At 62.8% G+C, this 11,827-nt stretch carries 12 protein-coding genes; 2 read left to right on the top strand and 10 right to left on the bottom strand.

All coding sequences use genetic code 11. From position 1 onward, the window contains the following. Nucleotides 1-388: 388 nt before the first annotated feature. Complete coding sequence (locus tag ACLRGI_RS23425; RefSeq protein WP_503409151.1) at nucleotides 389-466, bottom strand: DUF8317 domain-containing protein; 78 nt, start codon at nucleotides 464-466, stop codon at nucleotides 389-391. Nucleotides 467-538: 72 nt separating this feature from the next. Here ACLRGI_RS23425 and ACLRGI_RS17240 point away from each other — a divergent pair, with 72 nt between their 5' ends. Then, the gene (locus ACLRGI_RS17240) at nucleotides 539-3,163 is read left to right on the top strand and encodes an RHS repeat-associated core domain-containing protein (RefSeq protein WP_419202786.1); all 2,625 of its coding nucleotides are present in this window, start codon (nucleotides 539-541) and stop codon (nucleotides 3,161-3,163) included. After that, nucleotides 3,160-3,531, top strand: a complete 372-nt coding sequence (locus tag ACLRGI_RS17235) for a hypothetical protein (protein WP_419202785.1) — start codon at nucleotides 3,160-3,162, stop codon at nucleotides 3,529-3,531. The genes ACLRGI_RS17240 and ACLRGI_RS17235 overlap by 4 nt, the downstream gene beginning before the upstream one ends. A gap of 67 nt (nucleotides 3,532-3,598) precedes the next feature. Here the strand turns inward: ACLRGI_RS17235 and ACLRGI_RS17230 are convergent, their stop codons facing one another. The 9 genes from ACLRGI_RS17230 to istA all read right to left on the bottom strand — a co-directional run bounded on the left by ACLRGI_RS17230 (nucleotide 3,599) and on the right by istA (nucleotide 11,459). Beyond that, entirely contained in the window at nucleotides 3,599-3,805 is a 207-nt protein-coding gene (locus ACLRGI_RS17230) for a DNA ligase-like domain-containing protein (protein ID WP_419202784.1), read from the bottom strand. A gap of 56 nt (nucleotides 3,806-3,861) precedes the next feature. Then, entirely contained in the window at nucleotides 3,862-4,185 is a 324-nt protein-coding gene (locus tag ACLRGI_RS17225) for a hypothetical protein (RefSeq protein ID WP_419202783.1), read from the bottom strand. Nucleotides 4,186-4,210: 25 nt separating this feature from the next. After that, nucleotides 4,211-4,405: a hypothetical protein gene (locus ACLRGI_RS17220; RefSeq protein ID WP_419202782.1), complete on the bottom strand. Its 195-nt coding sequence runs from the start codon at nucleotides 4,403-4,405 to the stop codon at nucleotides 4,211-4,213. A gap of 1,327 nt (nucleotides 4,406-5,732) precedes the next feature. Further along, nucleotides 5,733-5,984, bottom strand: a complete 252-nt coding sequence (locus ACLRGI_RS17215; RefSeq protein WP_419202787.1) for an ATP-binding protein — start codon at nucleotides 5,982-5,984, stop codon at nucleotides 5,733-5,735. Nucleotides 5,985-6,105: 121 nt separating this feature from the next. Next, nucleotides 6,106-7,095 carry a tyrosine-type recombinase/integrase gene (locus tag ACLRGI_RS17210; RefSeq protein WP_419202781.1) on the bottom strand — a complete coding sequence of 330 codons (990 nt, stop codon included), beginning with the start codon at nucleotides 7,093-7,095 and terminating at the stop codon, nucleotides 6,106-6,108. After that, on the bottom strand, nucleotides 7,092-8,024 hold the full coding sequence (locus tag ACLRGI_RS17205) for a tyrosine-type recombinase/integrase (protein WP_419202780.1): 933 nt from the start codon (nucleotides 8,022-8,024) through the stop codon (nucleotides 7,092-7,094). Before ACLRGI_RS17205 ends, ACLRGI_RS17210 begins: the two co-directional genes overlap by 4 nt. Continuing rightward, entirely contained in the window at nucleotides 8,021-9,118 is a 1,098-nt protein-coding gene (locus ACLRGI_RS17200) for a tyrosine-type recombinase/integrase (RefSeq protein WP_419202779.1), read from the bottom strand. Before ACLRGI_RS17200 ends, ACLRGI_RS17205 begins: the two co-directional genes overlap by 4 nt. A gap of 183 nt (nucleotides 9,119-9,301) precedes the next feature. Next, the gene (locus ACLRGI_RS17195; RefSeq protein ID WP_419202778.1) at nucleotides 9,302-9,919 is read right to left on the bottom strand and encodes an ATP-binding protein; all 618 of its coding nucleotides are present in this window, start codon (nucleotides 9,917-9,919) and stop codon (nucleotides 9,302-9,304) included. After that, the gene (gene istA, locus ACLRGI_RS17190; RefSeq protein ID WP_419202777.1) at nucleotides 9,909-11,459 is read right to left on the bottom strand and encodes an IS21 family transposase; all 1,551 of its coding nucleotides are present in this window, start codon (nucleotides 11,457-11,459) and stop codon (nucleotides 9,909-9,911) included. The genes ACLRGI_RS17195 and istA overlap by 11 nt, the downstream gene beginning before the upstream one ends. Nucleotides 11,460-11,827 lie beyond the last annotated feature (368 nt).

The raw sequence follows: 11,827 nt of genomic DNA, 5'->3' as shown, positions 1-11,827 counted from the left end.
GCCATACCCACCTCCTCTGGGTAGCCACGACCCTACAACGGCCGTGGAACTGAGCCCGGTAACAACATAAGGACAGCAGCCAAAAAACGTCGTAGACACACAGGACCGGGCACGGCGGAGCTCTGCGACGTCGGGACCGGGCCCAACAGCCGGCCACGGAGCGAAGCGGAGTGGACGCCCAAAAGGGTGCGAGCCCTGCGAGCATGCTTCTCCGTGGTCCCGCGGGGGATCCGCCCAGGTCAATCCCGGCCCGGGCTTGCCGCACGCACCAGGTGAGTGGTGCCGGCCCTTGGCGGGAACGGCGGTCCGCCGCCGGCAACCACCCACAAGAGCCGGCCACCTGCGGCGGACCGCCCGCCCACACTAGGCGAACGGCCCACCCTCCGGTCTACTCGCGGCGGTCGTGGAGCGGGATGGCTCCGTACTGTCCGGCTGCGCGTCGGAATCGTGAGTCGCTGCTGAAGATGACGCGGGGCCACGTTCCACTGCCTATGACATAGCCGGGCGCACGCTGACAACAACAGACGCAACAGGTGCCGTGACCGGGTTCACCTACGACGACCTGGACCGCATTCTGGAAAAATCGGTCACGCCCGCCGGTGGCACGGCCATGGTCCTGGAACGGTCCGTTTACGACACTGACACGGCCAAAGGCAAAGGCCAGCTCTCCTCCAGCACCCGCTACAACGCTCCCGGATTGGGTCAACCAGTTGTGACCGCCGTTTCCGGGTACAACGCCGCGTACCAGCCCAGCACCACAACAGTCACTCTCCCGTCAGAGCTGGGCGCATATGCCGGTACCTACGCCACGACGCGCTTGTTCACCAGCACGGGGCAAATCCGGCAGGAGAAGCTACCCGTCGTCGGGGCGATGCCCGCCGAGACTCTCACCTATGCCTATGACGACTTCGACAATCAAGGGTCTCTGTGGAACGAGAAATCCGACAGGTACGCCGCCAGCACCCAGCGCTCCCACCTGGACAGGATCACTTCCTTCCAACAGTTCGACAACAACACGACCGGGACCGGCAACACCACAGGTACCAACGAGAACTTCTTCACCTGGGCCGCCACCACCGGCAGGCTAACCGACCAATGGTCAACCAACATCACCCGCAACGTTATCTCCGACCTGGGCAAAACCCGGTACACCTATAACCAGGCCGGCAAGATCACTGCCCGGGAACTGGCCTTCACCAGCCGCCCATCTACTGCCACGGACTATCAGTGCTACACCTACGATCACGCCTCACGTCTGGCTGCTGTCTGGACACCCGCACCGTCAGCTAGCACGAACTGTGCTTCCGCGCCCAGCTCCGCCTCGACCAATGTCCCAGGGCTCGGCGGGGCCGCACCATATGCGCAGACCTACACCTACACCCAGGCGGGCGACAGGTCACAAGTCAAACGCTTCGACGCCACAGGTGCCCTCGCGGTCACCGAAAACTACACCTACCCTGCCGCCGGAGCGGCAGGACCACACCGGGTCCAGCAAATCGTCTCCACCCCCGCAATCGGCACACCAACCACCCAAGCATTCACTTGGGATGCAGCAGGACGCCTGACGGACCGCGCTGACCAAACCCTCACCTACACCCTCGACGGGCGACTGGACACCACCACCGGTGTTAGCAAAGTACCTGCCAACCCGAACCCCGGGGCAGGAACCGGCACACCCGCCTCGGTCACCCCGGCAGTGGCCAGCACCGCAGGGAAACGCTATTACGATTCCGCAGGAAACCTGGTCGGCATCAAAGACGGAACAGGCACCACGGTAACGCTCGGCACGGTAACGGCACACACAAGCTCCGCCACCACACCGGTCAGCACCGCGACCTGCACCTACTCCTTCGCCGGAAAAAATGTGGCACAACGCACCGCCACAGCCGCCGGAACCAAACTGACGTTCATCGTCGGCGACACCGTCAACACCACCCAAACCATGACCATGCCCACCACCGGCACCGGACCGATCACCACACTCACCCGCTACACCGACCCCGTCGGACTCGCCAGACGAGCCAACGCAACAGGAACAGCCAACAACACCTACTCAGCCGCACCAGGGACAACCGCCGGTGCCGGCTCCAACGCCGCCAATCCCGGAGGATTTGGCGCAGCGAACGGCTACATCTCAGGGCTCGACGACACCGTCAGCACCCTCACCCACCTCGGAGCCCGAGAACTCGACCCCGTCACCGGAATCTTTACAGCCCCCGACCCCATACTCAACACCGAAGACCAACGCGGCTTCACCCCGTACACCTACGCCTTCGGCAACGTCATCAACGCTTCAGACCCCTCCGGGCTACAAATCATTCGAGCGGAAACCATTGATGGGTCAGCCAGCGCTCCCTGTGGCTGTTACAAGAACGCAAGAGAAGAACAAAACAACCCAGGACGGGTGGCAAGTCCTGCCGTGCCACTTGTACGGTCTGTTCCAGCGCCACCACCGGGCAACCTGTGGGACGACGCCGACATGGGCGCCATCGGCGGATTCCCCAGCATGCAACAAGCCGACAAGACAGGCATCCGGTTCACTGCCGAAGGCATCGGAACAGCGGTTGGAGTCGTTGCAGGCATCGGCATCTGCTTTTTCACCGCACTCATCGGCTGCATAGCAGGTGGAACGGTGGTAGGGGCAGCCCTCTCTACCGGGGGCTGGGCTATTGACAAGGACGGAGACTTCACCCCAGAAGAACTCGCGCTTCACGCAGGAACAGATCTTGCTGTGGGAGCAATCGGGGGTAAGATCCCAGGCGTATCCGGCGCAATCAAAGGCGCAACCGGATCAACCGTTTTGAGAACGGCGGAAGAAGCGGCAGATGCGGCTCTAGCCGCAGGACGTACAGGTGGGGCGGCCGCAGAATTGCATGTCGCCGGTCAAGTAATAACGGATGTATCCACCGGTGGAGCAAAACGAGTTCTCAACCCGCTAGTGCAAGAAGCAGTGGATGCTGTACCGAAGAAGCTGCAAATGGGTTGGCATGGCGCGTGCGCTGAGCTGGGCTGCCTCAGCCAGGCCGTGGACGCCAACCTTGACCTCAACAACAGCTGGATTCGCGCGGTTGCTATCGGCGGTTCGAGACCTGGCCACGGCCTACCAAAGGTCGTATGCTCCGGATGTAGGAATGTGATGGACCAGTTTGGGGTGAGATATTGAAAAATGTGGAGATTTTGGCAGCCGCTGAAGCGATATCAAGTGCGGAAGGTATAGATGAGTGGCGCGGCCTGATGAAGCTGCTGCTTCAGCATCTGTCAGTTCTACCTATTCCCCCGGAGATCCAATCTCCTCTGCGGACTGCTGAGGCGTATTGGAGCGGCAGTAGCGCCGTCAACGCTGATGATTTAGAACAGGCTAAGTCCAAGACTTGGGAATACTTAGACAGTTTCCCCAGAGGCGCTGACCTGGAGACGCGGGAAGGAAGAATTGCCCGTGCCCTTCTGTGCGTCACCGAACCAGACGGAGACTTAGAGGCACAGTCAATGACAGCGGACTGGTTTGCCGCCATGATCTGGAATGAGTCTTAAAGCCTTCACTATCAGGCAAATTAACGTGAAGACCTGAGGCTTAAACCCCTAAATGACCTTGGGTGGGTTACCCTTCGCGGGGAGATCCACCCAAGTTGTTTTTGGTTGCTCTGATAAAGACCTGGGTTGACGATGTCCAGTAAATGTAGCCATCCCATTTGGGTTCGGCGCAGATCCCGCCCGGGAGGGCATTGGGTCCGGGGAACGTCTTGACGAGTTTCGCCAGGGCAACAGCAACCGGTGGTTGCAGTGCCCGCGGGATGGACTCGCTCATGGGATCCCGTTCTGTTCGTGCCGCTACGTGCGGCCGGCCATAGGAGTGGCGTCCGGTTACAACTCCACGGGGTGCTCAACAGCGAACCGCACGGGGGACTCGCCCTTGATCAGGTTCTCCGGTTCGGGATTCATGACAGACATGGTGATCTGATCGATGAAGTATTCAATATCCGCTTCGGGGACATCATCGCGGGGTTCCATGGGGCCGGGACGGCCAACTTCGAAACCGGTGATCTCGTCGTACTCTTCCACGCACATCTGCAGGGTTTCCTGAACTGCGTTCGCGAAACCCTCGGCCGTCTCCGGATCCAGGAAGCCCTGGATCTCCAACGCAGCGGTCTTGTCCTCGTTCTGGACGTTCACTTTAAAACCAAGCATGCTGCTCCTTTGGGTGTCGCCCTGTCTAGTAGCGCTGCTGGTCCGGGCGGCGCATAATCTGGACCGCGCTTCCGAGGCAGACCGCGCCGGAACACATCAGGATTGCGGCGGAGGCAATGAGATACCAGGTGCCGCCGGTGGTCAAGGCACAGTAGAGGCCGTACACAAGGAAGCCAGTCCCCAAAAGCGCCCAGATCAGCGCTGCTTTCTTCTTGTCCATGGCCCCAGCCTAGAGGATCAAGAACAGAACGGACCTTCGCTGCGCTGCGGCCTGTAAAAGCCTCTTTTTGCCTTACATGTGGCTGGGTTGTTCTCCGTACAAGGCCACTGATCGTAGCCGTCCGGGGGCCCGACCCGTCAACCCACGCAACCGGGCAATCCCACGCGGTCGCTGCGCTCCCTTATTTCGCGGGATTCCCCGGTCACTCTTCGGGGTTGACGGCCCACCCTCGACCGGCTGCGACGTGGGGGCCTCGCACGGCGGGGCAGAAAGGAGGTGGCTACATGAGCATCGACGAAGCAATCAAGCTCGTGACTTCGGTCGTGAGCTTGATAACAGCTGTCATCGCTCTACTCTCCACGCGGAACGCGCGCTTAAAGAGCAAACGCTCCCGAGCTGGAACTCGGAAGCGTAAGCGGAACGCAAGGAGGTAGTAGTCACACAATCCGGTGGTCGTGACCGCTTAGGTTGCGGCCACCGGGCTCCTTTCTCAGGATATGGCCAACTCAACGATAAGGAAACCCTCATGGAACCACTGACCATCGTTAACTTCGTTCTCTCGCTCACAGCACTGGGAGCCTCGATCATGGCGTACCGCGCCAACACCAAGATCCGCAACGACGAAGGAAGCTAACCGGATCCGAGGGCGGGTCCGCCAATTCCGGCGGCCCGCTCTATCGGGCCGGCCCGTCATGCCCCTGGGAGGGTTGCTCTTCGAAGTGAGTCTCCCTGATGAGCGCGGTGATGGTCCGTATGGTCGGGGGGTCATCTTGCCAGCGACTCCCGTCGCGGGGGCACGCGCTGAGACTCTTTTACCCCGACCTCGGCGGCGAGCTCCAGCAATTCGGCGCGCGCAGCGTCGAGGTCCGCCAGTTGTTCCGCTGTTAGGGGCACCCGCTCGATGGGCGCGGCCGCCATTGACGCTGGCGGAGGCTCGAGGCCAACAGACAAGCTGCGCCTGTTTAGGAAGTTTCGTAATCCCACTGCCGACCTCTCCTTCTGACATAAGTGTCCCGCCTGGGATTGGGGGAAACCAGGCGAGACAGGTTCACCGTACCAACCCAGTCTGACAATGCGCGGGGAGAAGCATGCTCGCGGGGCTCGCACCCTTTTGGGCGTCCTCTCCGCTTCGCTCCGTGGCCGGCTGTTGGGCCCGGTCCCGACGTCGCAGAGCTCCGCCGTGCCCGGTTGTCAACGGCAACTTAGAAATGACCGGTGGCGGCAGGTCGCTTTGCCCGTTGGCGGCAGGTGATTGACCGGTCGCGGCAAGTATTTTTGGACAGGGTCAGGCGTCCCGGGCGTGGGGTTTCGGGGCGCCTGACCGGGGTTAGTGCATAGGGCGGGTTCCTTTCCCGTTTTGGGCTTGCATGAGTCTGACTGACTCGCCGCTGGTTTGGCAGAGGTGGGCGTGGTGGAGGAGTCGGTCCACGGTCGCGGTGGCGATGGTTTTGGGCATGAGCTCATCGAACCCGGAGGGGTGGATGTTCGAGCTGATCGCCAGTGAGCGTTTCTCGTAGGAGGCCTCGACGACGCGGTAGAAGCCTTCGGCTGCGTCGGCGGAGACCGGCAGAAGGCCGATGTCATCGATCTATGCGGATATCCGCCGCATAGATCGATCTATGCCGAGCCCGCGACTATGCCGAGGCTGGTGCCAGTCTGGGCTGGTGTGCAGAATCCAGTAGGGTCGCAGGTCGGCATAGTTACAGGCTCTCGAGGAACGCGAGGACTTTGTCTGTTGGGTGGTATCGGGCAGGGCTCGCGGATGCCGGCGTGGTCAGAGCGAGGGCTTTCTCCTTGATAAGGATGTCGGCATGGACGTACGCGTCGGTGGACCGGACTCCGGCGTGGCCGAGCCAGAGGGCGATCACCGACGTGTCGACCCCGGCTTGGAGCAAGGTCATCGCGCAGCTGTGACGAAACACGTGAGGGTGGAGTTTCTTGCCCAATAGGGATGGACATGTTCGGGCAGCGGTCGCTGCGTGCGTGCTGATCCGCAACGCTACGGCGTCGCGGGAGAGCCGCCGCCCGGTCCGGGTCGGGAACACTGGCTCGTGTGGTTGGCCGGCTCGTTCGGCCAGCCAGGAACGCAGCAGTCCCTCGACGGGAGTGGTGAGTGGAACGGCGCGTTGTTTGCGTCCTTTGCCTTCGCAGCGGACGTTCGCGCCGCTGCCCAGCGTGACATCTGCGCAGTTCAGGCCCGTGAGCTCGGAGACCCGCAGACCCGTCTGGATGGCGAGGAGCATCAGGGCCCTGTCACGCCGGCCCTCCCATCTGGACTGATCCGGGGCCGCGACGATGGCGTCGATCTCGGGCGGGGTCAGGAACGTCACGGTGCGCTTGTCGAACCGCTTCGGCGGGATGGCGAGAACACGCTGGATCAGCAGCGCATGCTCCGGATGACGTAACGCGGCGTAGGAGAACAGTGAGCGGATTGCTGTCAGGCGGACGTTGCGGGTCCTGATGCTGTTGTTTCGCGTGGTCTCCAGATGATTGAGGAATCCTGAGATCATGGTCGCGTCCATGTCGGCCCAGTCCAGTTGGGAAGGCAATTTGCCGGTCCGTGTGTGGATGAACTCCAGGAGCAGCTTCAAGGCGTCCCGGTAGGCGGCGATGGTCCGCGGGCTGGCTTGGCGCTGTTGGGTGAGCCGGTCGGTGAAGAACATCTGCAGGGTCGGTGCAATTAGCGTCATGATCGCACCGCCGTCCAGCGGGTATTTTGGCGTGCCGCGGCCAGGGCCAGCAATTCCGGCGCAGCCGAAAGATACCAATAGGTCGTTGCCGGTTCACGGTGGCCCAGGTAGGTCGATAGCCATGGAAGTTTCGCCTGCACGTCCTCGCCGGTGCGATACCAGCTGAGCAGGGTGCGGACCGCGAAAGTGTGCCGTAGATCGTGCAGCCTGGGCGCCGAGGGTGCCCCGGCCCCGACCCCTGCGGCATCAACCAGTTGCCGGAATGTCTGGCAAACGACCGCGTAGCAGAGGCGTCTGTGCGTCTGGGACACGAAGAAGCTTGGCTCCTCTGGGCGGGGTTCGAGCTCGTCGCGGAGTAAGGCGTATGCGTTCAGTGCCTGCATGGCAGTGCTGTGAAGTGGAACCAGCCGGGATTTTCCGAACTTGGACTCGCGGATCACCAGCAGGCCCTCGGACCAGTCGATGTCGCTGCGGTCCAGCGTGATTGCCTCGCCGATCCGCAGACCACTCGCAGCCAGCAGCCCGATCAAAGTCTCGTAGGTCGCGGCCCGCAGGGGCGATCGGATCAAGATCCGGGCCTGGCCCATCAGAGCTTCGATGTCGGCTGTGGAGTAGATGAACGGTCGGCGCCATCTTTGCCGGACCGGCATCAGACCCAGCGGCGGGATCTCCGTGCCGGGGTAAATGCCGGCCAGATAGCGGGCGAAACCGCGGGCAGCCATCATCCGCCGCGGCCCCACGGTCGTCGGCTGGCCTGTGGGCGATTGCTGCGCCCAGTCCAGTGCCGCTTCTATGGTCACCGTAGATGCTTCGTGGGCGTCCAGATAAGCTACGAAGCCTGGCAGCAGCCACCGGGCCTCGGCCATTTCATGTCCGAGCGAACGACGCAGTTGCAGGTAATCCGCGAGATTCTGCTCCAACGCACTCACCGCACGACCCCCGGCCACGGCTGGGCAACCTGGCGCAGCGCGAGCAGATCAACCTTGGCATAGAGGGCGGTCGTGGCCAGGTCCTGATGGCGCAGGACCTGGCTGATCGCCATCAGGCCAGCGCCTCTGCGGAGGAGTTCACCGGCCAGCGCGTGCCTCAGTCCGTGCGGTCCGACGTTGGGCAGGCCCGCTCGTTTGCACGCCCGCTCGACAACATCGCCGACCAGATCAGCTCGGATCGGTCCGCGAGGTGCCCGGCAGGTCAGGAAAACATGGTTGGCATCCGCAGGATTCCGGCCAGAGGAGAGGTATGCGACCAGCGCTTCGCCGACCTCTGACGGCAACGGCAACCGGTCTTGGCGGCGCGCTTTGCCGCGGACCATGAGTTCCCCGGACCGCCAATCCACATCACGCAGTTCCATGCGTGCGACCTCGATGGACCGTAAGCCCAGCCGCGACACCAGCATCACTATCGCGAAGTCCCTGACACCGACCAGCGTGCTGCGGTCAAAGCTGTCGAGCAGAAGCTGCACATCCTCCGCGGACGTCCCCGCCGGCGGAAGAGTCGCGAAGCGCCATCCACCCACCGCCGGAACCGACGCACCCAGAGTCAACCCAGTGAGGCCCTGCAGATAGAGGAAACGCAGGACCGAACGCAGCTCGGCCACCCGGCCCTTCGCCGACCCGGCCGATACCCGGGCGAATTCCCGGAGCAGGAACGCATTGATGTCCTTCCCGGTCAGAGCCTCCGGGGCGAACATCCCACCGACAGAAGACTCCTGAAGGAAACGCCGGGCAGTGTTCTCGTAACGAAGCACAGTGCTCAGCGCCAAGCCACGCTCCTGGACCATCCACGATCGGTACGAGGCCAGGAGCGCACCCAACGGCGTCACCAAAGGCGCTCTTTCGGGGACGGCGCCCGCCTCCCGCAGGTAGCTCATCAGGGGAACCATGGCGCGCGGACCCGGGCTCCTGCTCCGGCCAACCCTTCGCCGTTCAGATTGGAACGCCGCCACGCGTTCCTCGTTCAGATCCTCCACTCCCAGCCCCTCGCCAGAAAGCCAGAGACCGACCTGGCCCAAGTCCTTCAACATGTTCCGGACCGTGCCCGGCGTGTAACCCCGCTGCGTCAACCACCCTCGGTAACCCTCGACATGCGGCCACAACTGGCCAGCTTTCCTTCTCGTTCCAGACACTGCGCTTCGCCTCCTTCACGGAAGCACGGTTGCTCCCATGAACAGGCTCCTCCCCGAGAAACTATGCCGACACGCCGAAGATCACCTCTTCGTGAAATCAAGCCCCACCTGCCCGCGTTCAAAGGCAGCACCGGTTTCCTCGGCATAGTCGCGGGCTCGGCATAGATCGATGCAGATCAGGTCCACGTTGGTGGCACGGGTGATGGCCTTGTTGACGCTGTCATCGATGCGGTGCCGTCGCACGAGTGCGCCGAGGTCTTCCATGCTGAGCCAGGACACGGACATGCCCTGATCGATGGCCTGCTGGCCGAGGGCTTCCAGGAGCAGGGTTTTGCCGGTGCCGGAGGGCCCGCAGGCAATTAGGTTCTCCCGCCGACGCACCCATTCCAAGGTCCGCAGGAACGACGTTGTCGCTGCCGGGAGGGTGGAGAGGGCTTCGTCCCATACATCGAAGGTCTTCCCGGTGGGGAATCCGGCACGTTTACGCCGGGTGGCCAGCATCGAGGCGTTCCGGCCGGTGGCTTCGGCTTCGAGCAGGACCCGGACGACTTCAGTGGGGTCCCAGCGTTGGGCTTTCGCGGTGGCCAGGACGTCGGCGACCACGGCGCGGGCGTGTGGCATCCGGGTCGTGCGCATCAGCGCGATCACGTTCTCTACCGCCGTATCGGCCAGGGGCGGGGTCATGGTGTTAGCGCTCATCGATGGCTCCTTCAAAATCTTCATCACTGGTTGTGGCAGGGGTGGTGCCGAAGTTCGCCCAGCCGCTGGTGCCCTGGCTCAACCACCGGCCTTGGTCAGTGACGGTGTGGGTGGTGCTGGTTGTGTGGCTTGTTGCGTTGCCGGTGTTGACGATGGAGAGCAGGTCCTCGTGGGTGAAGCGCTGGTGCACCGCGGCCGCGCCCAGGCCCTTGTCGACTTCGTCGGCGCCGAGGACCTTCGCGAGAGTGACGGCGCGTTCCATTTTGTGCCGGATCTTCTGAGTGCCGGCGGCGGCGGCTTCCTTGAGCCAGAGCGCGGCGCCGGCGCCGAGGGCCAGGAACTCCTCCTCTGCCTTGTTGCCTGGTCGGATCACCCGCTCCAGAGCGCCGGCAGGGGCGGGCGGAAAGTGGGTATCGATGATCGCCGGGATGCCGGGGCGGGTGAGCTTATGCCGGGCGACCTCGACCGGGCCGGAGTCCCCGACATGGACGATGACCACCTCGGCGTCGGTCCCGCGGACCCACACCATCTGACCCATTAAGGTATGCGGGACAGAGTACCGGCACTGCTGAAAGGTGATCATCGGCGTGTTCGGCGGGACTTGGCGGGTGTGGCCGAAGCTCGCCGTCACAGGTGTCGCCGGAACCGGGTGCAACCTCGGGCGTTCGAGAACCCGGAGCATGTCCTTCGGGATCTCCAGCGTGGCCCGATGCACCCTCGAATTCACTTCCTCCATAAACACCTCGCACGCTGCTTCGAGCTCGGCGAACGAGCCGTATTCCGGCAGCACGTTCGTATCCTGCGGGACCAAGTCGGCTTTGGCGATCTTGACCGCGTTCTCCGCCCCGCCCTTCGAGGCCGGGTCCGCCGGCAGGCAGGTCTGCAGCGAGGTTGAGTAATGCCTGCTAAACGCCACGATCTGGTGATTGCGGACCGGAATTCCGGCGACGTGCTCAACGGTTACGGTCTTCTCGTTATCGGTCAAAATGTAGGTGGGGACCCCGCCGATCAGACGGAACGTCCGATCGAGGGCGGCGAACACGCTCGGCATGGTCTTATCCCGCAACGCGATCACGATCCGGAACCGGGAGAACGCCAGCCAGGCCACGAACAGCACGGTCTTCACTCCGTCAACGACGGGCCCGTCACCGTAGTCATACTGCAACCACAGACCCGGCTCCGGTGTCCAAGGACGGTGCACACGCACGTTCCGGGCCCGGTATTTCGCCTTCAATTCGGCCAGCGTGGTCCTGGTAGTCCGCTCACACCCGGTGAACCCCAAAGCCCGGAGCTTCTCATGCACCACGTCGCCCCGGATCTTCCCGCGGGACTGCTCCACCCAGGACATCATCTGAGGCAGGAACGGGTCAGTCATCCGGCCGCGTCGCCGGGCCACCGGAGCCTGCGCACCATCCTGCCGGGCCTTCACATAAGAACGCACCGTGTTATGCGATACGCCGCAGATCTTCGCAGCATCCCGGTACGACCGGGTCAAATCGTAAGCAGCTAAAATTTCCATGAACTCTCCTGGAGACTTCACAACGAGCCCCTTCCTTCCCCACAACGGTGAAATACAGACGATTGGCATCGCCATTTCACCGCGGAAGGAAGGGGCTCTCCCCGTAACGACACGAGGGATGGACAAGAGGAATCCCAACACGCCAAACCACACCGTGGCTGCAGCTGTCCAAAAATGCTTGCCGCCGCTGGTCAAAACCACTGCAGCGAACGGTCAACCAGATTTTCCGTCTCCGGTCAGTTTAAAGTTGCCGCTTACACCCGGTCCTGTGTGTCTACGACGTTTTTTGGCTGCTGTCCTTATGTTGTTACCGGGCTCAGTTCCACGGCCGTTGTAGGGTCGTGGCTACCCAGAGGAGGTGGGTATGGCTTTGGTTGCTGTGCTTGACG

Source organism: Paenarthrobacter sp. PPS72 (assembly GCF_048537125.1).
Classification (GTDB): Bacteria; Actinomycetota; Actinomycetes; order Actinomycetales; family Micrococcaceae; genus Arthrobacter; species Arthrobacter nitroguajacolicus_E.
This window is presented reverse-complemented; position numbering and strand designations above follow the sequence as displayed.